The organism is Mesorhizobium sp. AR07 (assembly GCF_024746815.1).
GTDB lineage: Bacteria > Pseudomonadota > Alphaproteobacteria > Rhizobiales > Rhizobiaceae > Mesorhizobium.
The window spans coordinates 4687640-4710689 of sequence record NZ_CP080525.1 but is presented as its reverse complement, the minus strand read 5'-3'; the positions used below and the strand labels follow the sequence as shown (position 1 = coordinate 4710689).

Below are 23050 nucleotides of genomic sequence, written 5' to 3'. Positions count from 1 at the left end.
TTCTCCCTGCTTCGCCGGCATCTTAACCGGCCGGTTCCGGCTCGTCTCCTGACGCGGCTTCAACAATCTTGCGCCGCTGTTTCCAAGTGCCGGTGGTCTGCGGCTTGACGAACAGCCGCGTGATCTCCGGCATCTCTGTCTTCAGCCGCGCCTCCAGGCGCTCGACACAGGCTTCGATCTCCGGCGCCGTCAGATCGTCCTCGAACTCGATGCTCAGGCCGGCGACAATCTCTTGCGGCCCCATATGGACGGTCAGAATGCCGTTCGCCCGCTGCACCGCAGGGTCCTGCTGCGCGATCGCCAGCACTTGTCTCTGCACCTCGGACGATGCCGGCTCGCCGATCAGCAGGCCCTTGCTCTCGCGGGCCAGGAAGATCGCGGTCGCGCCGAGGATCAGCGCGATGCCGATCGAGGCGGCACCGTCGAGCTCGGGCATTTCCAGCAGCTCCGCCGCCAGAATGCCGGCAAAGGCGACGACCAGGCCGAGCAGGGCTGCACTGTCCTCGAACAGTACGGTGTAGACGCTGGGGTCCTTGCTCGATTGCACGGCCTGCAGCCAGCCCTCTTTGCCCTTCTGCTTGCGGAACTCCCTTAGCGCCACCAGCCAGGAGCTGCCTTCGAACAGGAAGGACAGGCCGAGGACGATGTAGTTCACTTTGGCGTTGGCGACCGGTTCGGGCGCCATGATATGGGTCACACCCTCGTAGAACGAGACACCGGCGCCCAGCGCAAAGACCAGAAGGGCGACGATGAAACTCCAGAAATAGAGTTCGCGGCCGTGACCGAGCGGATGCGTGCGATCAGCCGGGCGGGCGGCGCGATGCATGCCGTAGAGCAGCAGGCCGCCATTACCGGTATCGACCAGAGAGTGCACACCTTCCGACAGCATCGCCGAGCTGCCGGTGAAGAAGGCGGCGGCGAATTTGGTCAGCGCGATGGCGAGATTGCCGGCGAGCGCCGTGTAGATGACCCTTTTCGAGCCGCCATGCCCGGCCATGGTGTCTTGCCCTGTTTGACGCGGCCAAGCTTAGCGGAGCACCTATCGAAGCTCCACAGCCATTCACAACGCGCGAAATCTCTAGTCGTTCACGGGTGCGGCGTGGCTACTCGACGATCTCGTCGGTCCACACCCTGAAGCCGGCAAGCGTGCCCGGTCCGAAAATATGGGTCAGCGGCACGTCGGCGGCGTCACGGCCGGAGGCGATCAGGATGCGGCCGATGCGCGGCGCGTTGTTGCGTGGGTCGAAGACATGCCAGCGGCCGCCGAGATAGACTTCCATCCAGGCGGCGAAATCCATGCTCGACCACGGCTTCGGCGTGCCGATGTCGCTGATGTAGCCGGTGCAGTAGCGGGTCGGGATGTTGAGCGCCCGGCAGAAGGTGACGGCAAGATGCGCGAAGTCCCGGCATACTCCACTCTGTTCGCGATAGGCTTCGGCCGCGGTGCGTGTCGGCCGCGCATTGCCGTAGCTGAAGACGATATGATTGTGGACGAAATCGCACACCGCCTGCACGCGCGGAATGCCTAATGGCGTGTGGCCGAACAGCCGCCATGCCTCGCTCGCCAAGAGGTCGCTTTCGCAAAAGCGGCTGGGCAGCAGAAACAGGAGCGTGTCCGCCGGCAGGTCGCGCACCTCGTGCTGCCAGGCCATCAGGTCGCCCATCTCGAAAGTGCCGGGATCGCGGATCACCGCGTCGGTGCCAAAGGTGAAACGCCCGGGCGGGGCGACGAACCGGCTGCACCAATTGCCGAAACTGTCGCGATAGCTTTCGATAGGGACTGGCGGGTTGGTGGTCAAAAAGTCCGGCCGCTCGAGATTTGAGGCGCGGGAATAGTGGACATTCAGCATCGCGATGAGCGGCGTTTCCTGCGGAAAGTCGAAGCTCATCTCGCAGCCGATGTGGATTCGCATTGTCGTCCTGACCGGCCTGCCTGTTCATCACCCGGCGAAAAGCCGGGCCGATGCTGCAGTGCGAAGACAAGCATTGCACGGACCGCCATGGTTTACGAGCAAATTAGAAACCGGGAATTGCTCTGGCCTCTTGCAGTCGGGCGTTTCTCTTGTTTCACTTCGCTTCTCGCAATCGGAGGAACGAATCATGGCTAAAGGTGCGATGAAGGCAGGCAAGGAAGCCCGCAAGCCGAAGAAGGACGCCAAGAAGCCCGCCGCGGCTCCGGCCCTGAAGGCGCCGCCGGTCAAGGCGATGAAACTCAAGGACAAGTAGGTCCGGTCAATCCGCTTCGAGACGGATTACGACTGGCAACGATGTTGCCGGTCGTTGTTGATCGAACGCTCGAAATTCTTATATTGGCGTGGCGGGGACGACCTCGCGCTTCCCCGAAAATCAGGCCGGGACGACCCGCCATTTTGATTGAGCATTCGGACTCCGAAAACCATTTTTCGGTTCGATGCTCGGATGGAGCGTTTCCCGATGTCGTGGATTCTTCTGTTTTTTGCCGGCCTGTTCGAGATCGGCTGGGCAATCGGCCTCAAATACACCGACGGTTTCTCGAAACTGGTGCCGACCATGCTGACGGTCGCCTCGATGATCGTCAGCCTCACTTTGCTCGGCCTGGCGCTGAAGGCGCTGCCCGTCGGTACCGCCTATGCGGTATGGACCGGCATCGGCACCGTCGGCACGGCCCTGCTCGGCATCTGGCTGCTCGGCGAGCCGGCCACCGCGATCAGGCTGGCCTGCATCGCGCTCATCGTCTGCGGCATCATGGGGCTGAAGTTCGCCGCCTGATCGTAGCGGCAGACAAACACGTTCAGGGCCGCTGCAAGGCGACCCTGTTCTTCGAAGCAGATTGCTTCCGTAGCCTGGAGGCTAGCGGGCGGAGAAGCCTGGAGGCGTCCTGCCCGTGCGCTGCTTGCGCGCCGCATAGCGCGCGTCGCGCTTGGCCTTGCGCTCAGCTTCGTCAGCCAGCAAACGGGCAATGCGCTCGTTTTCTTCGGCTTCCCGAATCTTGGCTTCCGCCTGGGCAGCTTCTTCGGCTGCGATACGCGCCGCTTCGGCCGCTGCCTCGCGCTCGGCCTTCTCGACCGCTTCGCGTGCCAGTTTTTCCTGCTTCAGCCTGGCCTTCTCGGCCTCGCGGATTTCGCGGGCCTCGAGGATCGCCTTGCGTTCGGCCTGTCGCGCCAGCACTGCGGGATCGTCTGCCGCCGGCTTTGCCTTGAAGCGCTCCAGAAGCGCCTTCTTTGCCTCGTTTGCGGCGTTGCGCCGCTCGAAAACGTCTTTTTCCCTGTAAATAGCCAAGTCCACTTCCCTGAAGTCAATTCGCGACGCTTACATACGCGCGAATACCGAGAGTTCAAGCGCCAAAACGGCATGCCAGCCATGAAATTCCGCGTTGTTGCAGCCGGGAGACGCCTTTTCTGACGAAATCGACATGCACTGTTCACCGTCCGCCCCTCTGGCGGCGAAGCGGGTCGATGGCTACCTCTAGCCGGAAACCTCAACACCAGGATGACATTCGAATGGAACTCGGTCTCTACACCTTCGCCGACGTCAGCCCGCAGCCGGGTCCCGGCGCGATCGGCCCATATGAGCGGCTGCGCAACCTGATCGAAGAGGTCGAACTGGCGGATCAGGTCGGCCTCGACGTCTTCGGTCTCGGCGAGCATCACCGGCCCGACTATGCCGGCTCCGCGCCGGTCGTGGCGCTGGCCGCCGCTGCCGAGCGCTCGAAGCGCATCAAGCTGACCAGCGCGGTCACCGTTCTGTCCTCCGACGATCCGGTGCGCGTCTTCCAACAGTTCGCCACGCTCGATCTTCTGTCGGGCGGCCGCGCCGAGATCATGGCCGGGCGCGGTTCGTTCATCGAATCCTTCCCGCTGTTCGGCTACAATCTCGAGGACTATGACGAGCTGTTCGCCGAGAAGCTCGATCTCCTGCTTGCCATCCGTGACAGCGTGAAGGTCACCTGGTCCGGCAATCTGCGCGCACCGATCAACGATCGCGGCGTCTATCCCAGGCCGTTCCAGGACAGGCTGCCGGTCTGGATCGCCATTGGTGGGACGCCGCAATCGGCGGCGCGCGCCGGCGCACTCGGCCTGCCGCTGGCGCTCGCCATCATTGGCGGCGAGCCGGCGCGCTTCGCGCCGCTGTTCGATCTCTACCGCCAGGCCGCCGAGCACGCCGGCAGCGACCCGGCAGGCCTCGCCACCAGCATCAACGTGCATGGCTTCATTGCCGAAACGACAGAGCAGGCGGCTGATGATTTCTACGGCCCGCAGGCCGAAGTGATGAACCGCATCGGCCGCGAGCGCGGCTGGGGCCCGACATCGCGGGCGCATTTCGACCAGTCGCGTGGTCCCAACGGCGCCCTGTTCGTCGGCAGTCCCGAGCAGGTCGCCGAGAAGATCGTCGCCCAGCACAGGATATTCGGCAACGATCGCTTCCTGCTGCAAATGGCGATCGGCACCATGCCGCATGCCAAGATCATGAAGGCGATCGAGCTCTACGGCACCAGGGTGGCGCCGATCGTGCGCAAGGAAACGGCGAAGTCCGCGCCGGTGCTGGCGACGCCCGTCGCATAGGCCAGCGGCAAGGTCCGCGCCGCGGACCTTGCCGCTAACGGAACCTAAGCGGCGGTAGAGGCGTTTTCGTCAATGGATTGCACCAATTGCGGTGCGCCGGTGAGGGTCCATGATGAAAGCCGAACCCGCCGCTTTAGGCACAGGCGTTGCAGAGGCTGAAGACGCGCGCGTCGAAACCCGCGCGGACACGCATCTGATGCGTTCGCTGCTTGTCGGCATCTTCCTGTTCATGGCCATCTACGCGCTTTATTTCGCCCGCGCCTTCTTTATGCCGGTGATCCTGGCTTTCCTGCTGGCGTTGACGCTGACGCCGATCGTCCGGCTGCTGCGCAAGCGCGGCATTCCCGAAGTGGTGTCGGCGACCCTGCTGGTGCTGCTGTCGATCTGCATTTTCGCCAGTGCCGGCTACCTGCTCAGCGGCCCGGTCATCGACCTCCTCAACAACACCTCGTCGATAGGCCAGAAGCTGACCGAGCGGCTGGCGCAATTGCGGCGTCCGCTCGAGATGATCATGCAGATCTCGCATCAGGTCGAACAGATGACCGAGACATCGCAGGAACCGGGCATCCAGAAAGTGGCTGTGGCGCAGTCCGGCATTCTGTCGGCGGCCGCCAGCAACATCCTGTCGGCGGGAACGAGCCTCACCATCATCTTCGTGCTGTCGCTGTTCCTGCTCGCCTCGGGCACGATGTTCTACGAGAAGATCATCCAGTCCTTCGCCAGCCTGAGCGAAAAGAAGCGGGCGCTGCGCGTCGTCTACGACGTCGAGCGCGAAATCTCGCACTATCTGCTCACCGTCACCATCATCAATGCCGGCCTCGGCACGGTCATCGGCCTCGGCCTGTGGGCGCTCGGCATGCCCAACCCACTGGTCTGGGGTGTCGCCGCGGCACTCCTCAACTTCCTGCCCTATGTCGGAGCGATGCTGACCTTCGTGCTTGTCGCGGTGATGGCGCTGATCAGCTTCGACACCATCTCCTATGCGCTGCTGGCGCCGGCCTTCGTGCTGTTGTGCGACATCGTCGAAGGCCAGTTCGTGACGCCGATGGTGGTCGGCCGGCGCCTGGAGATCAATGCCGTGGCTATCTTCATCGCCATCGCCTTCTGGTCGTGGCTGTGGGGTTTCGTCGGCGCCCTGATGGCGGTGCCGCTGCTGGTCGTCATCAAGGTGTTCTGCGATCATTTCGACGGGCTCAGCCATGTCGGCAATTTCCTCGCCGCACAGCAGACGACGGTCGTCGAGGAAGATGACATTGCCGACACCGAACCGGCAAAAGGCTGATCAATATTTTTGAATTTGCGGCCCCGCCGGGCGCATCCTACATGCGGTCCTGACACAGGATCCCGTTCATGACCGCCCTTTCCGTTCTCGACCTGTCGCCGATCATCGAAGGCAGCGATGCCTCGCAGTCGCTCGCCAACTCGCTCGATCTTGCCCGTCACGCCGAGCGATTGGGCTACAAGCGCTATTGGCTGGCCGAGCATCACAACATGCCGGGCATCGCCAGTGCGGCCACGGCGGTCGTCATTGCCCATGTCGCCGGCGGCACCAGGACCATTCGCGTCGGCGCCGGCGGCATCATGCTGCCCAACCACGCGCCGCTGGTGATTGCCGAGCAGTTCGGCACGCTGGCCGCCTTGCATCCGGGCCGCATCGATCTCGGCCTTGGCCGCGCGCCCGGCACCGACATGGGCACGGCACGTGCCTTGCGTCGCAACCTCGAGGCCGGCGTCGACAATTTCCCGCAGGATGTCATCGAGCTGATGGGCTATTTCCAGCCGGCCGAGGAGGGCCAGCGCATCCGCGCCGTGCCGGGTGAAGGCCAGAACGTGCCGATCTGGATCCTCGGCTCCAGCCTCTACGGCGCGCAGCTCGCCGCGATGCTTGGCTTGCCCTATGCGTTCGCCTCGCATTTCGCGCCGGCGGAACTCGACCATGCGCTCGACATCTACCGCTCGCGCTTCCAGCCGTCGGAACAGCTCGACAAGCCGCATGTCATGCTCGGCCTCAACGTCTTTGCCGCGCCCACCGATGCCGAGGCGAAGCTGCTGTTCACCTCGCTGCAGCAGGCCTTCGTCAATCTGCGCACCGGAAGGCCCGGTCGGCTGCCGCCGCCGGTCGAGAACTATGATCGCGATCTCGACCCGATGGCAAAGACCATGCTCGGCCAGGCGCTGTCCTGCGCCGTCGTCGGTTCCCTGGACACGGTCCGGCAAGGCATCGATGCGTTCGTGCGCCGCACCGGGGCGGACGAGCTGATGGTCACCGCGCAGATCTTCGACCATGCGGCACGGGTGCGGTCGTTCGAGATCCTGGCCGAGGCCCACAAATCGCTGTCGCAAGCGGCCTGACTTTCTCGAAACACGACACTCTCGGCTTGGAAGGTGTGGTCCGCTTCTGCTAAGGGCGAGGCACCCTTCCGCAAGATCGAGTTCCCCCCGTGAAAAATGACCATGACGCCCGCATGCAGTTTGCCATCGAGCTGGCGCGGCGGGCGGGTGAGCTTGGCCTGAAATATTTCCGCGACCTCGACAGCCTGACCATCGAGAGCAAAGGCCATCAGGACCTGGTCTCGGAAGCAGACCGCGAAGTCGAGCTGTTCATTCGGGCCGCCATTGCCGCCGACTATCCGCAGGACGGCATCGTCGGTGAGGAGCATGCCTCGGTTGCCGGCTCGACAGGCTATGTCTGGGTCATCGATCCCATCGACGGCACCGCCAATTTCGTGCGCGGCATTCCGGCCTGGTGCGTGGTGATCGCCTGCGCCAGGGATGGCGAGACCGTGGTTGGCGTGATCCACGAGCCGTCGACCGGCGAGATGTTTCACGGCCGGCTCGGCGGCGGCGCCTTCGTCAACGGCAAACCGATCAAGACCAGTGCGGCGACCAGCCTGGAAGAAGGCTCCGTCGGGACCGGATTTTCAAACCGGGCCGACACCGAAAATGTCGCCGTGCTGGTCGGCATGCTGCTGGCCGAAGGCGGCGTCTTCTTCCGCAACGCGTCCGGCGCCCTGATGCTGGCCTATGTCGCCTCCGGCCGGCTGCTCGGCTATGTCGAAGAGCACATGAACGCCTGGGACTGCCTGGCCGGCATGCTTCTGGTCGAGGAAGCCGGTGGCACGGTGGTGAAGCCCGACCCGAAGACAGTCTTGCAGGACGGGACGCTGGTGGTCACTGGCGGCAAGGGCGTCTTTCCGAAGCTGCGGGAGCTTTGTTCGGGGGCGTTCAAGATTTAATTCTTCGGCACTGTGCTTTGCAGCGCGGCGATCCTTCGCGCCCCCCTCTGTCCTGCCGGACATCTCCCCCTCAAGTGGGGAGATTGGCAGCTTGGGCGCTTCGCTCTCTTTTGCCAGGTTGGCAATTGGCGAAAGCCGGAGTGACAGCTGATCTCCTCCCTTGAGGGGGAGATGGCCGGCAGGCCAGAGGGGGGCGCTGTCCCGCGGCCTCTCCAGGGTTCCAAACCGAGGACCTACGCGCTCACACTCTGAGCCGCCACCCCGAGCGGCCGGCATGAATTGCGGATCATCAGGCGGCCCTTGAGCACCAGCTTGCGTGGCGGTGCGTCCCTATTGCCGGCGAGACGGTCAAGCAAGAGATTGGCCGCCTGTTCGCCGATCGCCTGCACCGGCTGCGCCACCGTGGTCAGTTGCGGCTGGAACACATCCGACCATGGAAAGTCGTCGAAACAAGCGACGGAAATATCTTCCGGGCAGGACAGGCCGATGTCGCGGATCGCCTTCATGGTGCCGATCACCATCGGGTTGTTGGCCGAAAAGATCGCGCTTGGCCGATCATGCGAGGAAAGCAGCTGCATGGTCGCGTTGTAGCCGTCGATCTCGTGGAAATTGCCGAAGCGGATCAGCTCCTCCGCGATCGGCAGGCCGGCGGCGTGAAGCGCCTCGCGATATCCCGCCATGCGGTCATGCATCGGCGAAATGTCTGACGTTCCGGTGATGTAGCCGATGCGTCGATGGCCGAGGTTGATCAGATAGGTGATGGCGTCGAACACCGCGCGCTGGTTGTCGAGCACCACCGTATCGGTGTCGACACCTTCGCAGATGCGGTCGAGCAGCACGACCGGCACATTAGCGTCATCGACGATCCCCTTGAGGATCGCGCCATCGCCGACACGCGCCACGATCAGTCCGTCGACCATGCGGTCGAGTAGCAGCCTGATCTGGTCGTCCTGGGTGTTCAGGTCCTCATCCGTGCAGCACAGCATGACGGCATAGCCGGCCCGGTCGAAGGCCTGCTGGATGACCGAAACAACATCGGTGAAGAACGGGTTGGTGATGTGCGGCACGGTCAGTCCGATGGTGCGGGTCGTGCCCATCTTCAGGCTGCGGGCAATCGCATTGCGTTTGTAGCCGATATCGCGGATCGCCTGCTCGATGCGCTGGCTGAGCTCAGGGCTGACGGTCGCGGTACCGTTGATCAACGCCGACACGGTGGCAACCGAGACACGCGCCGCTTCTGCCACGTGAAGCATGGTGGGTGCGGTCGATTTGCGTTGTCTTTTTAGCCTTGGCGCTGTCATTTTCGAAACGTTTCGTCACCCCTTGCTGCCAATACCTACGGAATCCTGCCTTTTTAAGCAAGAATCTAAACGCATCAAACTTGCGTCACCAGATATAAGCTTGACACGATCGAAACGTTTAGATTAGCGTTTGAGAGACAGACGAAGACGGAAGGGAGGCCGCCATTGTCATGGAAGAGAGCAGTTCCCTGTCCTCGGAGCACAGTGCGGCGGATCGTTCGGACACGGTTCTGAGCGCTCAGCACATTTCCAAGAGCTTCGGCGGCATCGCCGCCCTCGTCGATGTCGGCTTCGAATTGCGGCGCGGTGAGGTTCATGCCCTGATGGGCGAGAACGGCGCCGGCAAGTCGACGCTGATGAAGATCCTCTCCGGCGTCTACACCGGCTACGAAGGCACGGTCAGTGTCGATGGCCGGTCGGTCAGCTTTGCCGGCGTGCGCGACGCCGAGGATGCCGGCATTGCCATCATCCACCAGGAACTCAACCTGGTTCCCGAACTCAGCGTCGCCGAAAACATTTTTCTCGGACGCGAGAAGCTGATCGCAGGGCTGATCATCGACCGCAAGGCGAGCAGCCACGCGGCGAGTGCCCTTTTGCAGCGGCTCGGCATCGAACTCCATCCGGAGGCGCGGGTCGGCGCTTTGCGCGTCGGCGAACAGCAACTGGTCGAGATCGCAAAGGCGCTGTCGATGTCGGCGCGCATCCTGATCATGGATGAGCCGACCTCGGCGCTGTCGCCGGCCGAATGCCAGCGGCTGTTCCGCATCATCCGCCAGCTTGCCGACAGCGGCGTTGCCATCGTCTACATCTCGCACCGCATCGACGAGGTCATGCTTCTGGCCAGCCGCGTCACCGTGTTTCGCGACGGCCGCCATGTGCTGACCGAGCCGATGGCCAAGCTCGACGAAGATGCGATCATTTCGGCGATGGTCGGCCGCAACCTGCTTGCCTCCTCCCAGGAAGAGCGCCGCCCCGGTGGCGAGATCGTGCTGTCGGTCAGCAATTTGTCACTGTCGAAGCCCGATGCGCATGGTTGGCGCATGGTGATCGACGGCGTCGGCTTCGATCTTGCCGCCGGAGAAATCCTCGGCATCGGCGGGCTGCTGGGTTCGGGCCGCACCGAGATCCTCGAAGCGATCTTCGGCTCGAGCAATGGCCGTACCGGCGGCGCGATCCATGTCGATGGCGAGCCCGTTTCTATCCGTTCGCCGCGCGACGCAAGACGGCTGGGCATCGCGCTGGTGACCGAGGACCGCAAGACACAAGGCCTGCATCTGCAGGCTTCGATCACCGACAATGTCGCGCTGCCGCTGGTCGGATCGCTGGCGCGCTTCGGCATCCGTTCGCTGGCCGGCGAGCAGGGGCTGGCGCGGCAGGCGGTCAAGGCACTCGGCATCCGCTGCCAGGACATTGATCAGCCCGCCGGCACGCTGTCAGGCGGCAACCAGCAGAAGGTCGTCATCGGCAAATGGCTGGCGACCAGGCCAAGGGTGCTGTTGCTCGACGAGCCGACGCGCGGCATCGATGTCGGCGCCAAGCGCGAGATCTACGACTTGATCTTCCAATTGGCGCAGGGCGGTCTCGCCATCGCCGTCATCAGCTCGGAACTGCCGGAGCTGTTGCATCTTTCCGATCGCATCCTGGTGATGGCCGACGGTCGCCAGACAGGCATCCTCTCCCGCGATGCGGCCAGCGAGGAGGCCATCATGCGCCTCGCGGCACCCCGCCGGACGATCTCGAGACCCGCCGCATGACTGCCCTGAAACTCCTGTCGCGGACCAAGCTCTATTGGGGCCTGATCGCCATCTTCCTGATCGGCGTGCTGGGCTCGCCGGTCAGTTCGAAGGGCAACAACATCTTCCTGTCCTACGGTAATCTGCTCGACGTGCTGCGCCAGGTCTCGACAACCGGGCTGATCGCCACCGGCATGACGGCGGTGATCATCACCGGCGGCATCGATCTTTCCGTCGGCTCGCTGATGGCCATCTGCTCGGTGGTCTGCGCCATGCTGCTGACGGTTCCAGGCGTGACGCCGGGCGCTGTGCTGGGCGTGCCGACCGTCGCCGTGGTGGCGCTTTGCCTCGGCTTTGTTGTCACCCGCTTCATCTTCCTCAACGTGGAAAAATCCCGCGCCGGCGCCGATGCCGCGCGTGACGTCAGGTTGGATGGCGTTCGTGGCGTGGTCACGCCCGCTGTCGTCGGCGTGATCCTGTGCTGTCTTTCCCTGTGGTACCTTCTGCCGCAGATCGAGCCGAAGTTCGGCGTGCTCGGCGTCCTCCTGGTGGCGCCGTGCGTCGGCCTGCTGTTCGGCGCGCTCAACGGCTTCATCATCGTTGCCGGGCGGCTGCAGCCCTTCATCGTCACGCTGGCGATGATGGTGACGGCGCTCGGCATCGCCCGGCTGACTGCCGGCCAGAACAATGCGGTGCTGCCGGTCTATACCGGTTCGAATGCCACCGCCGATTTCGAGATGCTGCGCTCGCTGGTGTTCGGCGTCATCCCGATGCCGGGTCTGTTCTTCCTCGGTGCTATCCTGATCTATGGCGCCGTGCTGCGCTTCACGCCCTTCGGCCGCTATGTCTATGCCATCGGCGGTAACGAGGAGGCGGCGCGGCTTTCCGGCATCGCCGCCGGCCGCGTCAAGATCGCCACCTATGCCGTCTCCGGACTGCTCGCCGGCATCGCCGCCGTGCTCTATGTCGCGCAGTACCGGCAAGGCAAGCCGGATGCCGGCGCCGGGCTGGAGCTCGACGCCATCGCCGCCGTCGTCATCGGCGGCACCAGCCTGATGGGCGGGCGCGGCAGTCTGACAGGCACGTTCTGCGGCGTCCTGATCTTTGGCCTGCTGTCCAACATCTTGCAGCTCCACAACATCAATTCGAACCTTCAGCTGGTGCTGAAGGGGATGATCATCATCGGCACCGTGCTCGTGCAGGAGCGCAATGCCGCGGATCTTCTCGGCTATCTGCGCCTGCCCGGCGGGCAAGCGGCGCGCAAGGAAACGGCCGCGGCTAAGCGGCTGTCATCAGAGACCTCGTCTCTCAATCTTGGAGGAAACAAGGAATGAAACGACGTGACATGCTGAAGCTTGCCGCCGTGACCGCGGCATTGCTGACCACCACCGCGCTGCTGACCAGCGGCAACGCCTTCGCCCAGGACAAGAAGTGGAAGATCGGCTTCTCGCAGGTGACGACCATCGAGCCATGGCGCGCACAGTTCAACAAGGACATCCTGGCCGAGGCCGCCAAGCATCCCGAGGTCGAGCTGATCATCACCGACGGCGAGGACAAGACCGAAAAGCAGGTTGCCGATGTCGAGAACCTGATCCGCCAGGAGGTCGACGCGCTGCTGGTCTCGCCGAAGGAATCCGCCGGCCTGACCGGCGTGGTGCAGCAGGCGATCGACGCCAAGATTCCGGTCTTCGTGCTCGACCGCAATGTCGACACCAAGGACTACACCCAGTTCGTCGGCGGCGACAACGCGCTGATCGGCCGCGCGGCCGGCGAATATGCCGTCGAACTGCTTGGCGGCAAGGGCAAGGCATCAGGCAATGTCGTCGAGATCTGGGGTGGCATGGGCACCCAGCCGGCGCATGACCGCCATGACGGCTTCCATGAATTCACCGACAAGGAACCGGGCATCAAGTATCTGCTCGACAAGCAGTCGGGCGACTGGAAGCAGGACCAGGCCTACAATTTGATGGCCAATGCGCTGAAGAGCAACGAGAAGATCGATCTCGTCTACGGCCACAACGACCCGATGGCCTATGGCGCCTATCTCGCCGCCAAGGATGTCGGCCGCGAGAAGGACATCAAGTTCATCGGCATCGACGGTCTGCCCAACGAAGGTGTGCAAATGGTGAACAAGGGCGAACTGACGGCGACCTTCACCTATGTCACCCCCGGCGCCGAAGGCCTGCGGCAGGCGATCAAATTCCTCAAAGGCGAGAAGGTCGAAAAGACCATCACTTTGCCGACTGAGAAGATCACCAAGGAAAATGCCGCCAAGGTGCTGAAGGACAACGGCCTCTGAGGTCTATCGCCGGAGATGAGCGCCGACCTCGCAGGATATGGGTTCCTCTCCCTCACGAAAGTGGGGGAGAGGAACCCAACGCCTTGCCTCGCCGCCCTTACGCCAGTTTCGCCAGCAGCTTCATGAAGGTGGCGATCTCCTTGGTCGAGAGCGGCGCCAGTGTTTCCTGGGTGATGTCGCGCGCCAGCGGGATCAGGCGTTCGATCGCCTCGCGGCCCTCGGGGGTCAGATTGACCAGCAGCCGCCTTTTGTCGACCTCATGCTTGGAAAGCTCGACCAGACCGCGTGCCTTCAGCCGGTCGATGACGCCCTTCACCGTTGCAGCGTCCATGGCGATCAGCGTGCCGAGCTGGTTCTGCGAGGTCTCGCCGACATCGTGCAGCTTGGCGAGCGCGGCGAATTGCGGCGGCGTCAGGTCGGCGATGCGCGCGGCAAAGATCGAGACATGGCGCTGGTGCGCCTTGCGCAGGATGAAACCGACCTGCTCCTGCAAGCGATAATCGTTTTCGTCGGGCTCTTGCGCCTCGACGAGCTTCAGCAGATTGTCCTCGCCGCTCACCGCAGCCCGTCCCAAGCCTTGATATCCTTGGCCGCAAGGCCGCCCATGCGGTCATGCACGCGCGGACCGCAGGTCATGGCGAGGCAGAACAGGATCTCGTCAGGGCGCGGGCCGTCGCTGACGCCGACTTCCATGGCGTCGAAATGGCTGCGCACATAGGCGGCGTTGATGTGGCCGAGCGGCACGTCGAGCCGCGAACCAAAGGCGCCGACCTTCTTGGCCGACGGCACGATCGCCTTGGCGTCGCCGAGCCGCTCGCGCATGGCATAGCCGCCGGGCACATGCCACAGCGCGCCATGTTCCAGCTCACCAGCCGTGCCGACAATGGCGCCCTTGCCATAGCCGTCGATCTGTTTCACGTCGCCGCCGAGTGCCGCGATCAGCCGGTCGGCGAGCAGCAGGCCGAGCGGCTTCAGATCGTCCATGGCGATCTGCAACTCCTCGACATAGCGCCCGGCGAACGGGTTCTTGACCAGCGCCATCGCGGCGGCGCGACGGCGCGGCACCTTGGCCATCGGCCCGCCCTCGTGAAAGATCTCCTCGGTCAGCACCGCGATCTTGCGGATCGGAAACTCAGGCATGGGCAACTTCCTTCCCTGGATTTTTGTTGGGCGCGGCAAGCGCCATGGAACCAGCGATGCGGGTCTGTCCGGCAAGGAACAGCGCCGATGCGGCAATCAATCCCCTGCGGCGGAAATCTTCGGCGACGGCAAGTCCGCTGTCCAGCGCCGTGGCGATTTCCGCTGGAGAAAGCCGGCCGACCTCTTGCGTGACCGGCCGGTCGCCAAGGTCGCTGTCGGGAGCAAGCTCACGCGCCGGAGCACGCCGGATGGCCGGATGGAAGGGCAGGTCGACGGCATTGGCGATCAGCGTCGCCGCGGCATCAGCCTCGGCACCGGTCCGCGCCAGCACCGTGACGGCATCGGCAATGCCAAGCGAAAACGAGCGTCCGCGCCAGCCGCTGGTGGCAACGCCGCGTATCCCGTCCTCGGCACGGATGACGATGCGGTCAGCCAGACCGTGCCCGGTGCCGGCGATGGCAAGCGTCATCGACTGGCCGGCGCCGAGATGGATGGCGCTGTCGCCGCCATTGTTGACATAGGCGCGGTCAAGCCCCCGCCCGACAACCAGGGCGCCAAGTATTTCGTCGGCTACCGAACCGGCGACGGCCGCCATCGGCGTGAGGAATTTTTCCGCCAGCGGCGCAACCGCTGCCTCCATGCGCCGCGCTGTCGGGCCAACGAAGGCGCGCGGTCGCGGTGTGGCCGGCTGGCGCAACTCGGGCAATTCCTCAACCAGTTCGGCCAAAATGGTCTGGAAACGCGCTGTGGCCTGCTCATAGGCTTCGCGGCATTCGTGCTCATCGCCAAAAGCCTCCACGATCAGGTCGATCGGCCCATGGTTGAGATGCAGCCGCTTGCCGTCCTGCAGCCAATGCGCTTGCGGGCCGGACATCACCCGGCCTCGTTCGGGACAGCGCGGCGCAACTGCGCCAGCGGCGGCCATGGATTGCCGGCCGCAGCACCCGTGCCGCGTCGCGGATTGAGGTACTCGCCGCCCTTGGCAACGATGTCGTCGACGCTGCGGATTTCGGCCTCGTAGCCGCCCAGCCTGACATAGTCGTCGCGGCGCAGAGTGAATTCGATCGGCGCCACCAGCGCCGGGGTCGGCACATAGCCGAAGGCGCCTTCCGGCACCCTCGTGACATCGACCATCAGGGTGATGCCGCCGCCTGGCCAGACATAGACCGGCGCGCCGCCGACCGTCACATAGGTGGTCAAGCCTTGCACGGAACGGGTGAGGTTGACCGGGTTCTCGGTGACGCCGGCGCGCAGGGAACCGCCGGCGCCGCCGATGAACAGCACGGTGCACAGCGCCGGCTCGCAATTGTCCTCGATCAGCCCGACGGATTTTTGCAAACGCTCCGGGAACGGTTTTTGCACCGGCTTCAGTTCGTCGTCGAGTTCGTAATAGGCGAATTGCTCGCCGGTGGTGGAAACCATCAGCAGCGACAGCCCAGGACGCGCGCCCTTCTTGGCGTTCCATTCGCCAAGGATCGACAGCGGGTCGGAAATGCTGGTGCCACCCCAGCCGAGGCCGGGCTCGGACACCTTGAAATAGCGGCCAGGCGTCGAACGGCGGCCGATGATCTTTATGCCGGTATCCTGCCAGCCCAGCACCTTGCCGGCCTGATGCTCGGAAACGACGCCGGTGATGTGGTCGTCGACCACCACAACCTCGTCGACCAGCCCGCGCCATTGCGTGGCGAACATGCCGATGGTGGCCGAACCGCAGCCGACACGCATGCGGTGCTCCTGCTTGCCGTCGATAACAGGCGGCTTGCCGGCTTGGACGATGATGGTGGCGCCGCCGTCGATGGCAAGCTCCACCGGCTTGCGGTTGCACAGACTGAGCAGCGCGTCGCAGGTGGCCCGACCTTCCGACTTCGAGCCGCCGGTCAGGTGATGCACGCCACCCAGCGACAGCATCTGCGAGCCGTATTCGCCCGTCGTGACATGGCCGATCGCCTCGCCCTGCGATCGCACCACAGCCGTTTCGGGTCCGAGATGACGGTCGGTGTCGATCTTCACCTTGACGCCGCAATAGGAGAAGATGCCCTCGGTGACGACGGTGACGAGATCGACGCCCTCGACTTCCTGGCTGACGATGAACGGGGCCGGCTTGTAATCGGGATAGGTGGTGCCCGCACCGATGGCGGTGACGAAGCGGCGGCCGGTGTTGACCAGTTCGCCGTCCCACGCCTCGCCCTCGGCGACGAAGGGCACGATTGCTGCGCCCGTCTCCGCCGCATGGTCGAGGATGGTCAGCGGGTCCATGCGTACGATCTTGCCACCAACATTGCCGTAGCGGTCGCAGGCGCCGGTGCGGCCATCGGCGATGTAGCACATGACAGGGCAGGCATCGCAGCGGATCTTCTCCGCCACCTGCTTCTCGCCGGGGTCATGCGTCTCAAAACGTTCGGCAAGCTCGCTCATCGGCGTGCCTCCCTCTCGATAATGGCGGCCTCGAGAATGGCGGCGCGGATACGCGTCGGCGTCGCCGGAACCTTGGTGACCAGGACGCCGGTGGCGTGGCGGATGGCGTTGAGGATCGCCGGTGCCGTCGGGATCAGCACATGCTCGCCCAGACCCTTGGCGCCAAAGGGTCCTTCCGGGTCCGGAACCTCGATCAGGATGGTCTCGATCGGCGGCACGTCGCCAATGGTCGGAATGAGATAATCGTGCAAATTCTCGGTACGGCCGGGGATATACTCTTCCATCAGCGCCATGCCGATGCCTTGCGCGATGCCGCCTTCGATCTGGCCCTCGACCAGCAGCGGATTGATCGCCTTGCCGACATCGTGCGCGGCGGTAATCTTGATCAGTCTCACCGTGCCGAGCTTGAGGTCGACTTCGAGTTCGGCGATCTGCGCGCCGTAGCCATAGACGGCATAGGGCTTGCCCTGGCCCTTGGCATCGAGCGGCAGCGTCGGCGGATCATAGGTCTCCTCGGCGCGGAAGACGAAGCCATCGCCATCCACGTCGAGAGCGGCGAGATCGATGCGGCGCGCGGCCTCGCCCTCGCGGATGACGATCGCCGAGCCATCCAGCTGCAGCGATGCCTTCTCCGAGACATTGGCAAAACGCAGGATCTTTTCGCGCAAGGCGCGGCCGGCTTTCTCGGCCGCCTTGCCGGTCACAAAGGTCTGGCGCGAGGCCGATGTCTTGCCGGCATCGGGGGTGATTGCCGTATCGGCGCTTTTCAGCCGGAATTTGTCCAGCGGCAGGCCGAGCGCGTCGGCGCAGATCTGGGCGATGACCGTGTTCGAGCCCTGACCGATATCGACGGCACCCTGATGCAGGATGACGGCGCCGTCTGCCGCGATGCCAACACGGATGGTCGAGGGGTTTGGCAGCGAAGTGTTGCCGCAACCATACCAGCAGGAAGCGACGCCTATGCCGCGTTTTCTCTTTATATTAGCATAATTGAATATATCTGCATCGGCCCTCGCGCGCGCCCAATGCGGCCGCAGCGATTCAAGGCATTCGGCGATGCCGACGCCGGAGTCCAGCCGTTGCCCGGTAACCGTTTCGGAGCCGTTCCGAAGACAATTCTTCAGCCGAAAGTCGAGCCGGTCGATGCCGAGCCTGCCGGCCAGCTCGTCATAGAGCGTCTCCTGCATGATCGTCGCTTGCGGCACACCGAAGCCGCGGAAGGCGCCCGAGATCGGCCCATTTGTGTGGATGGCGCGGCCCTCGGCGCGGTAGTTCGGCGTCGCATAGGGGCCGGACGCGTGCACCGGCACGCGGTTGGCGACGGTCGGCCCCCAGCTGGCATAGGCGCCGGTGTTGAAATCGCCGGCAAAGATCATGCCGGTGACGATACCGTCGGCATCGGCGCCGATGGTCGCCTTCATCTCGGCGGGATGGCGCTTGGTCGTCGACATCATCGATTCGGTGCGGGTGTAGGCGAGCGCCGCCGGTCTGCCGGTCTTCAGCGCCACGAGGCCGATCAGCGGCTGCAGCGACACGTCGAGCTTGGAGCCGAAGCCGCCGCCGGTCGCGGTCGGCACGATGCGCACCTTGTCGACGGCGAGGCCAAGCACTTTCGCCGTCTCGTCGCGGTCCATATAGGGCGCCTGCGTGCAGGCGACGACGACCAGCGTGTCGCCGTCCATATAGGCGTAGCCGGCTTCCGGCTCGATATAGGCGTGCTCGACATAGGAGGTGTCGATGGCGCCGGACACAGTGACGGCAGCGCCGGCAAGCGCCGCCTCGGGATCGCCGCGCTCGACAAAGCCGGAGGTGAGCAGGTTCGCAGGGCGGTTCTCATGGATCAGCGCCGCACCATCGGCCTGTGCATCGCGAGGCTGCAGGACATGCGGCAGTTCGGTCCAGCGAATCGGGAAATCTGACAAATCGAGATCGAGGATCGCCTCGCGCTCGCCGGCAACCAGCGCCACCGCCTCACCGCGAAGGCGAGCAAAACCCTCGGCCAGCGCCGGCTGGTCGGCGAATGGGCCGATAACGCCGAAACAGTTTTTCCCCGGAATGTCGGCGGCAATAAACACACCGGCGATGCCAGGATGCGCCTTCGCCCAGCCGTCAAGATCGCCGAACGCGAAGCTGGCATGACAATGCGGCGAGCGCACCACCAGCACGGCCAGCGCGTCGGCGGGGAAAGAATCGCCGCCGAATTTCTCGTCGCCGGTGACCTTCGGCACGCCATCAAGCCTGACGGGGGAAGAGCCGATGGCATGGCCGGACTGAGGCAGACGGAAATCGAGACTTCCGGCCTGCAGGGATGCATCCATCACCGCCGCGATGATCTTCCGGTAGCCGGTGCAGCGGCAGAGGATGCCGCCCAGTGCGTCCTGTACCTCGGTCTCGGTCGGGCTGGGCTTCTTGTCCAGCAATGCCGTTGCCGCGACCAGCAGCGCCGGTGTGCAGATGCCGCACTGCGCCGCGCCATGGGCCAGGAATGATGCCTGCAATGCCGACAGCCGGCCATTGGCGAGCCCTTCGACTGTTGTCACCGCCGTTCCCGCGGCGGAAGCCGCCGACATCAGGCAAGCGCAGACAGGATCGCCGTCGACCAGCACCGTGCAGGCGCCGCAGTCGCCGGCATCGCAGCCGACCTTGGTGCCGGTCAACAGCAGTTCGTCGCGCAACACCGAGGACAGCCGGCGCAGCGGCGGCACGTTGACCGAGATGGCGGTGCCATTGACCTCGAAGGCGATGTCGGCTCGCTCAAGGCCGAGGCCAGGCCGAACGCCGCCCGCATCGGTCGGAGCTTCACGCATTTCAGGCAAGACCTGGCTCATGCCGCCACCCTGCTACCATCAGCCTGATAACCCGCAGCCGCGAGCACGGCGCGGGCGACAATCTCGCGCACCGCATCGAGCCGGTATTCGGCGCTGCCGCGCACATCGGCGATCGGTGACAGCTCAGCCATCGGCGCGGCCAGGACCGCATTGGCCAGCGCCTGGCCGGCCGGCAGCCCGCGCAAGGCGGCCTCGACGCCGGCAAGCCGCCTGGCCACCACCGAGCAGGAGCCGGCGGCGACAGCCGCACGGCCGACAATGCCGTCGTCCACGACCAGCCGCGCCGCCACCATGGCGATGGAAATGACGAGGTAGCGCCGGGCGCCGAGCTTGACGAAAGCCGACGTGCCGGCGGCAGCAGGTTTCGGCACGCGGATGGCCGTAACCATCTCGCCGGGCCGCAAGGCGGTGCGGCGGTTGCCGAGAATGAAGTCCTGCAGCGGCAGATGACGCGTCGCCGCCACTGAACACAGTTCGACTTCGGCATCGAGGGTCAGCAGGGCCGGCACGCCGTCGGCGGCAGGTGAGGCATTGCAGAGATTGCCGGCAACCGAGGCGACGTTCTGGATCTGCGCCGAACCAACCTCGCGCGCCGCCTGCTTCAGCCCATCGAAGGCGGGCGGCAAGGGATGGCGGATGATGTCGGTCCAGGTGGTGCGCGCGCCGATGACGAAGTGGTCATCCGTCTCGGCAATGCCGCGCAGCGCCGTAAGGCCGTTGATGTCGAGGACGTCATCGCGGAACGGCTTGCTGCCTTGTGCCGGATAGAAATCGGTGCCGCCGGCAAGGATGCGCCAGGCGCCCTCGCCAAGCAGAGCGAGCGCCTCGTCGACCGTGGTGGGTTTCGCGTAACGGATCACGCTTTGCCTTCCAGAAAAGAGGCCTTCCAGAAACCGGTATTTCGAAAGACCCTGCCGGCGCCGGTGCCGGGCAAAATTCATTCGTATGCAAATGATATCAAGCCGGCAGGAATTGTCAAAGCCGGAGTTTGCGGGCACCCGGTCGGCACGCATTTGTTATGTCGCGAGAGGTTGACGCGGCCGGCCATCTGGTCAAGTTTCTGCGTCCGGTCGCGTCAGCGGCATTTTCCACTGGAGCCTGCATACGGAAGAGGAAAGCCCATGGCCGACGAAGCACTTGTCGTCATCGACCTGCAGAACGACTTTTGTCCCGGCGGCGCGCTGGCGGTTGCCGGCGGCGACGAGATCGTGCCGCTGGTCAACGACCTGATCCGGCGCGCCGACCATGTCGTGCTGACGCAGGACTGGCATCCCGCCGGCCATTCGAGCTTTGCCTCCAGCCATCCGGGTTCGCAGCCCTTCACCATGATCGACATGCCTTACGGCCAGCAGACTTTGTGGCCGGACCATTGCATCCAGGGCAGCCTGGGTTCGGACTTTCACTCCGGCCTCGCGTGGACCAAGGCCGAGCTCGTCATCCGCAAGGGATTTCGCCCTTCCATCGACAGCTATTCGGCCTTCTTCGAGAACGACCGCACGACGCCGACCGGCCTTGCCGGCTATCTCCGGGAACGCGGCATCGACACGCTGACCCTGGTCGGCCTGGCGACCGACTTCTGCGTCGGCTTTTCGGCGCTGGATGCCGTCAGCCAAGGCTTCAAGACCACCGTCCGGCTCGATGCCTGCCGCGCCATCGATCTCAACGGCTCGCTCGAGACAATGCTGCGGCGCATGCGCGATGGTGGCGTGACGCTTGAAGACCAGTTGTCGGACTGAACCGGCGGTGGGGCATCAGGTAAAGCTGCCATACTCGCCTTTGGTCAGAGACCCCCTCACCCGGATTGCCAACCGAATTGCGAAGGGCAATTCGGGGCAATCCGACCTCTCCCCGAGGGGAGAGGAGGGCGCCAGCGTTGATGCCCGCCTCTTCTCCCCAGCGGGGAGAAGGTGGCCGCGCAGCGGCCGGATGAGGGGGCCTTTCTCATCCGCGAATGCCGTGATCGTCATCGCTCTCGCGATGCTGTTTCCAGAACAGGTCTTGGCGGCGGAGGAACACGGCCTGCCCGGCGCCTCGATGTCGCTGTGGTGGGCGCTGCCCTTTGCCGGCTTGCTGCTGTCGATCGCCACCGGGCCGCTGCTCTTCCACCGTGTCTGGGAGCATCATTACGGGAAGATCGCGGCCCTGTGGGCGGCGCTGGTCATCGTGCCGCTGGCATTGGCCTTCGGTGTCCCCTCGGCGACCGAAGCGGTGCTGCATGCGCTGCTCACCGAATACATGTCGTTCATCGTCCTGCTGTTCGCCCTGTTCACCATTTCGGGCGGCATTCTTGTCGCCGGCAACATCCATGGCACGCCGCTGGTCAATGCCGGGCTGCTGCTGGTCGGTGCGCTGCTGGCATCGGTCATCGGCACGACCGGCGCGTCGATGATCCTGATCCGGCCGATCATCCGCGCCAACGACGCCAGGCCGTTCAACGCCCATGTCATCGTCTTTTTCATTTTCCTGGTTTCCAACATCGGCGGTTCGCTGACGCCTTTGGGTGACCCGCCGCTGTTCGTCGGCTTCCTGCGCGGTGTCGATTTCTTCTGGACCACCGCCTACCTCTGGCGCGAGACGCTGTTCGTCGGTGGCGTCGTGCTGGCGGCGTTCCTGATGATCGACATCATCCTGCACCGGCGCGAGGCCGGAACGCCGAAGATCAAGGGCCCGACACCGGATACGAAGGTGCGCCTGCGCGGCCTGGCCAACCTTCCGCTGCTGGCTGGTGTGATCGGCGCCATCCTGCTATCGGCGAGCTGGAAGCCGGGTGTCAGCTTCTCCGTCCAGGGCGTCAGCCTCGAACTGCAGAACCTGGTGCGTGACGCCATCATCCTGGGGCTCGCCTTCGTTTCGCTGGCGGTTTCGCGCAGGGAATACCGCGAAGCAAACGGCTTCAACTGGGGGCCTATATCAGAAGTGGCGAAGTTGTTTGCCAGCATCTTCATCTGCATCGTGCCGGTCATCGCCATCCTCAGGGCCGGCCATGACGGCGCACTGGCGCCGCTGGTCGCACTCGTCACCTCGGCGCAAGACACGCCCAACGACCTCGCCTATTTCTGGCTGACCGGGGCGCTGTCGTCCTTCCTCGACAACGCGCCGACCTATCTGGTGTTCTTCGAGTTGGCCGGTGGCGATCCGCATCACCTGATGACTGAGCTTGCGTCGACCTTGGCGGCGATCTCGGCCGGTGCCGTGTTCATGGGCGCCAACACCTATATCGGCAACGCGCCCAATTTCATGGTCTATGCCATTGCCAGGCATCGCGGCGTGAAGATGCCGGGCTTCTTCGGCTATATGCTGTGGTCCGGGCTGATGCTGATCCCGACATTCCTGGTTGCGGGCTTTCTGTTCTTCCATCGGTGAACCGAGTGCACGGATTGCGCCGTCAGCACTGCCCCTCATCCGCCTGCCGGCACCTTCTCCCCGTGAGGAACGGGGAGAAGGGACAGGCTCCAACGCTGGCGCCCCCCCTTCTCCCCGTTCTTCACGGGGTCCGAAGGACGGGCGAGACAAGCGGCTCGCCCGGTATCGGCAAGGGTGAGGGGCGGCGCTATCGT

21 protein-coding genes are annotated in these 23050 nt (G+C 64.4%); 11 read left to right on the top strand and 10 right to left on the bottom strand.

All coding sequences use genetic code 11. From position 1 onward, the window contains the following. Positions 1-22: 22 nt before the first annotated feature. Together BPNPMPFG_RS23760 and BPNPMPFG_RS23755 are read right to left on the bottom strand one after the other, a co-directional pair. Positions 23-997, bottom strand: coding sequence for a cation diffusion facilitator family transporter (locus tag BPNPMPFG_RS23760; RefSeq protein ID WP_258591071.1), 975 nt, complete (start codon positions 995-997; stop codon positions 23-25). Positions 998-1103: 106 nt separating this feature from the next. Beyond that, positions 1104-1913: a transglutaminase-like domain-containing protein gene (locus BPNPMPFG_RS23755; RefSeq protein ID WP_258591070.1), complete on the bottom strand. Its 810-nt coding sequence runs from the start codon at positions 1911-1913 to the stop codon at positions 1104-1106. A gap of 187 nt (positions 1914-2100) precedes the next feature. Between BPNPMPFG_RS23755 and BPNPMPFG_RS23750 the strand changes: the two genes are divergently transcribed. After that, on the top strand, positions 2101-2226 hold the full coding sequence (locus tag BPNPMPFG_RS23750; protein ID WP_258591069.1) for a hypothetical protein: 126 nt from the start codon (positions 2101-2103) through the stop codon (positions 2224-2226). A gap of 207 nt (positions 2227-2433) precedes the next feature. Next, on the top strand, positions 2434-2748 hold the full coding sequence (gene sugE / locus BPNPMPFG_RS23745) for a quaternary ammonium compound efflux SMR transporter SugE (protein WP_258591068.1): 315 nt from the start codon (positions 2434-2436) through the stop codon (positions 2746-2748). A gap of 81 nt (positions 2749-2829) precedes the next feature. On the opposite strand, the gene BPNPMPFG_RS23740 is transcribed toward sugE, so the two are convergent. Beyond that, positions 2830-3258 carry a DUF6481 family protein gene (locus BPNPMPFG_RS23740; protein WP_258591067.1) on the bottom strand — a complete coding sequence of 143 codons (429 nt, stop codon included), beginning with the start codon at positions 3256-3258 and terminating at the stop codon, positions 2830-2832. Positions 3259-3479: 221 nt separating this feature from the next. Here BPNPMPFG_RS23740 and BPNPMPFG_RS23735 point away from each other — a divergent pair, with 221 nt between their 5' ends. The 4 genes from BPNPMPFG_RS23735 to BPNPMPFG_RS23720 all read left to right on the top strand — a co-directional run bounded on the left by BPNPMPFG_RS23735 (position 3480) and on the right by BPNPMPFG_RS23720 (position 7777). Next, positions 3480-4541, top strand: a complete 1062-nt coding sequence (locus BPNPMPFG_RS23735) for an LLM class flavin-dependent oxidoreductase (protein ID WP_258591066.1) — start codon at positions 3480-3482, stop codon at positions 4539-4541. Between the two features lie 112 nt (positions 4542-4653). Then, positions 4654-5823, top strand: coding sequence for an AI-2E family transporter (locus BPNPMPFG_RS23730; RefSeq protein WP_258596890.1), 1170 nt, complete (start codon positions 4654-4656; stop codon positions 5821-5823). Positions 5824-5891: 68 nt separating this feature from the next. Beyond that, on the top strand, positions 5892-6893 hold the full coding sequence (locus BPNPMPFG_RS23725) for an LLM class flavin-dependent oxidoreductase (RefSeq protein WP_258591065.1): 1002 nt from the start codon (positions 5892-5894) through the stop codon (positions 6891-6893). Between the two features lie 89 nt (positions 6894-6982). After that, a complete protein-coding gene (locus BPNPMPFG_RS23720; protein ID WP_258591064.1) occupies positions 6983-7777 on the top strand; it encodes an inositol monophosphatase family protein in 795 nt (264 codons plus the stop codon). Positions 7778-8010: 233 nt separating this feature from the next. On the opposite strand, the gene BPNPMPFG_RS23715 is transcribed toward BPNPMPFG_RS23720, so the two are convergent. Next, entirely contained in the window at positions 8011-9030 is a 1020-nt protein-coding gene (locus BPNPMPFG_RS23715) for a LacI family DNA-binding transcriptional regulator (RefSeq protein ID WP_258591063.1), read from the bottom strand. Between the two features lie 218 nt (positions 9031-9248). Between BPNPMPFG_RS23715 and BPNPMPFG_RS23710 the strand changes: the two genes are divergently transcribed. The 3 genes from BPNPMPFG_RS23710 to BPNPMPFG_RS23700 are packed head-to-tail and all read left to right on the top strand — an operon-like array spanning position 9249 to position 13110. Beyond that, on the top strand, positions 9249-10832 hold the full coding sequence (locus BPNPMPFG_RS23710; RefSeq protein ID WP_258591062.1) for a sugar ABC transporter ATP-binding protein: 1584 nt from the start codon (positions 9249-9251) through the stop codon (positions 10830-10832). After that, positions 10829-12145, top strand: a complete 1317-nt coding sequence (locus BPNPMPFG_RS23705) for an ABC transporter permease (RefSeq protein ID WP_258591061.1) — start codon at positions 10829-10831, stop codon at positions 12143-12145. The genes BPNPMPFG_RS23710 and BPNPMPFG_RS23705 overlap by 4 nt, the downstream gene beginning before the upstream one ends. Then, positions 12142-13110, top strand: a complete 969-nt coding sequence (locus BPNPMPFG_RS23700; RefSeq protein ID WP_258591060.1) for a substrate-binding domain-containing protein — start codon at positions 12142-12144, stop codon at positions 13108-13110. Before BPNPMPFG_RS23705 ends, BPNPMPFG_RS23700 begins: the two co-directional genes overlap by 4 nt. Before the next feature lie 97 nt (positions 13111-13207). On the opposite strand, the gene BPNPMPFG_RS23695 is transcribed toward BPNPMPFG_RS23700, so the two are convergent. Genes BPNPMPFG_RS23695 through BPNPMPFG_RS23670 form a run of 6 tightly spaced genes read right to left on the bottom strand, consistent with a single transcriptional unit; the run spans position 13208 to position 20353 of the window. Next, a complete protein-coding gene (locus tag BPNPMPFG_RS23695; protein WP_258596888.1) occupies positions 13208-13669 on the bottom strand; it encodes a MarR family winged helix-turn-helix transcriptional regulator in 462 nt (153 codons plus the stop codon). Next, positions 13666-14250 (bottom strand): amino acid synthesis family protein, encoded by a 585-nt coding sequence (locus BPNPMPFG_RS23690; RefSeq protein ID WP_258591059.1) that lies wholly within the window; start codon positions 14248-14250, stop codon positions 13666-13668. The genes BPNPMPFG_RS23695 and BPNPMPFG_RS23690 overlap by 4 nt, the downstream gene beginning before the upstream one ends. Then, a complete protein-coding gene (locus BPNPMPFG_RS23685) occupies positions 14243-15124 on the bottom strand; it encodes a UPF0280 family protein (RefSeq protein ID WP_258591058.1) in 882 nt (293 codons plus the stop codon). Before BPNPMPFG_RS23685 ends, BPNPMPFG_RS23690 begins: the two co-directional genes overlap by 8 nt. Continuing rightward, the gene (locus tag BPNPMPFG_RS23680) at positions 15124-16665 is read right to left on the bottom strand and encodes a 6-hydroxynicotinate reductase (RefSeq protein ID WP_258591057.1); all 1542 of its coding nucleotides are present in this window, start codon (positions 16663-16665) and stop codon (positions 15124-15126) included. The genes BPNPMPFG_RS23685 and BPNPMPFG_RS23680 overlap by 1 nt, the downstream gene beginning before the upstream one ends. Beyond that, positions 16662-19472: a molybdopterin-dependent oxidoreductase gene (locus BPNPMPFG_RS23675; protein WP_413776885.1), complete on the bottom strand. Its 2811-nt coding sequence runs from the start codon at positions 19470-19472 to the stop codon at positions 16662-16664. Before BPNPMPFG_RS23675 ends, BPNPMPFG_RS23680 begins: the two co-directional genes overlap by 4 nt. A 17-nt stretch (positions 19473-19489) precedes the next feature. Beyond that, positions 19490-20353: an FAD binding domain-containing protein gene (locus BPNPMPFG_RS23670; RefSeq protein WP_258591055.1), complete on the bottom strand. Its 864-nt coding sequence runs from the start codon at positions 20351-20353 to the stop codon at positions 19490-19492. A gap of 261 nt (positions 20354-20614) precedes the next feature. Here BPNPMPFG_RS23670 and pncA point away from each other — a divergent pair, with 261 nt between their 5' ends. Together pncA and BPNPMPFG_RS23660 are read left to right on the top strand one after the other, a co-directional pair. Beyond that, on the top strand, positions 20615-21229 hold the full coding sequence (pncA, locus tag BPNPMPFG_RS23665; RefSeq protein WP_258591054.1) for a bifunctional nicotinamidase/pyrazinamidase: 615 nt from the start codon (positions 20615-20617) through the stop codon (positions 21227-21229). A gap of 190 nt (positions 21230-21419) precedes the next feature. Continuing rightward, entirely contained in the window at positions 21420-22856 is a 1437-nt protein-coding gene (locus BPNPMPFG_RS23660) for a sodium:proton antiporter (RefSeq protein WP_413776803.1), read from the top strand. The last annotated feature ends 194 nt before the right edge of the window (positions 22857-23050 follow it).

Bases quoted from the DNA above. Each gene is read 5' to 3' on its own strand.
- BPNPMPFG_RS23725 (WP_258591065.1), top strand. From the start codon at position 5,892: ATGACCGCCCTTTCCGTTCTCGACCTGTCGCCGATCATCGAAGGCAGC.
- BPNPMPFG_RS23690 (WP_258591059.1), bottom strand. From the start codon at position 14,250: ATGCCTGAGTTTCCGATCCGCAAGATCGCGGTGCTGACCGAGGAGATC.
- BPNPMPFG_RS23680 (WP_258591057.1), bottom strand. From the start codon at position 16,665: ATGAGCGAGCTTGCCGAACGTTTTGAGACGCATGACCCCGGCGAGAAG.
- sugE (WP_258591068.1), top strand. From the start codon at position 2,434: ATGTCGTGGATTCTTCTGTTTTTTGCCGGCCTGTTCGAGATCGGCTGG.
- BPNPMPFG_RS23685 (WP_258591058.1), bottom strand. From the start codon at position 15,124: ATGTCCGGCCCGCAAGCGCATTGGCTGCAGGACGGCAAGCGGCTGCAT.
- BPNPMPFG_RS23755 (WP_258591070.1), bottom strand. From the start codon at position 1,913: ATGCGAATCCACATCGGCTGCGAGATGAGCTTCGACTTTCCGCAGGAA.
- BPNPMPFG_RS23760 (WP_258591071.1), bottom strand. From the start codon at position 997: ATGGCCGGGCATGGCGGCTCGAAAAGGGTCATCTACACGGCGCTCGCC.
- BPNPMPFG_RS23705 (WP_258591061.1), top strand. From the start codon at position 10,829: ATGACTGCCCTGAAACTCCTGTCGCGGACCAAGCTCTATTGGGGCCTG.
- BPNPMPFG_RS23750 (WP_258591069.1), top strand. From the start codon at position 2,101: ATGGCTAAAGGTGCGATGAAGGCAGGCAAGGAAGCCCGCAAGCCGAAG.
- pncA (WP_258591054.1), top strand. From the start codon at position 20,615: ATGGCCGACGAAGCACTTGTCGTCATCGACCTGCAGAACGACTTTTGT.
- BPNPMPFG_RS23735 (WP_258591066.1), top strand. From the start codon at position 3,480: ATGGAACTCGGTCTCTACACCTTCGCCGACGTCAGCCCGCAGCCGGGT.
- BPNPMPFG_RS23710 (WP_258591062.1), top strand. From the start codon at position 9,249: ATGGAAGAGAGCAGTTCCCTGTCCTCGGAGCACAGTGCGGCGGATCGT.
- BPNPMPFG_RS23700 (WP_258591060.1), top strand. From the start codon at position 12,142: ATGAAACGACGTGACATGCTGAAGCTTGCCGCCGTGACCGCGGCATTG.
- BPNPMPFG_RS23715 (WP_258591063.1), bottom strand. From the start codon at position 9,030: ATGCTTCACGTGGCAGAAGCGGCGCGTGTCTCGGTTGCCACCGTGTCG.
- BPNPMPFG_RS23660 (WP_413776803.1), top strand. From the start codon at position 21,420: ATGAGGGGGCCTTTCTCATCCGCGAATGCCGTGATCGTCATCGCTCTC.
- BPNPMPFG_RS23675 (WP_413776885.1), bottom strand. From the start codon at position 19,472: ATGCGTGAAGCTCCGACCGATGCGGGCGGCGTTCGGCCTGGCCTCGGC.
- BPNPMPFG_RS23730 (WP_258596890.1), top strand. From the start codon at position 4,654: ATGAAAGCCGAACCCGCCGCTTTAGGCACAGGCGTTGCAGAGGCTGAA.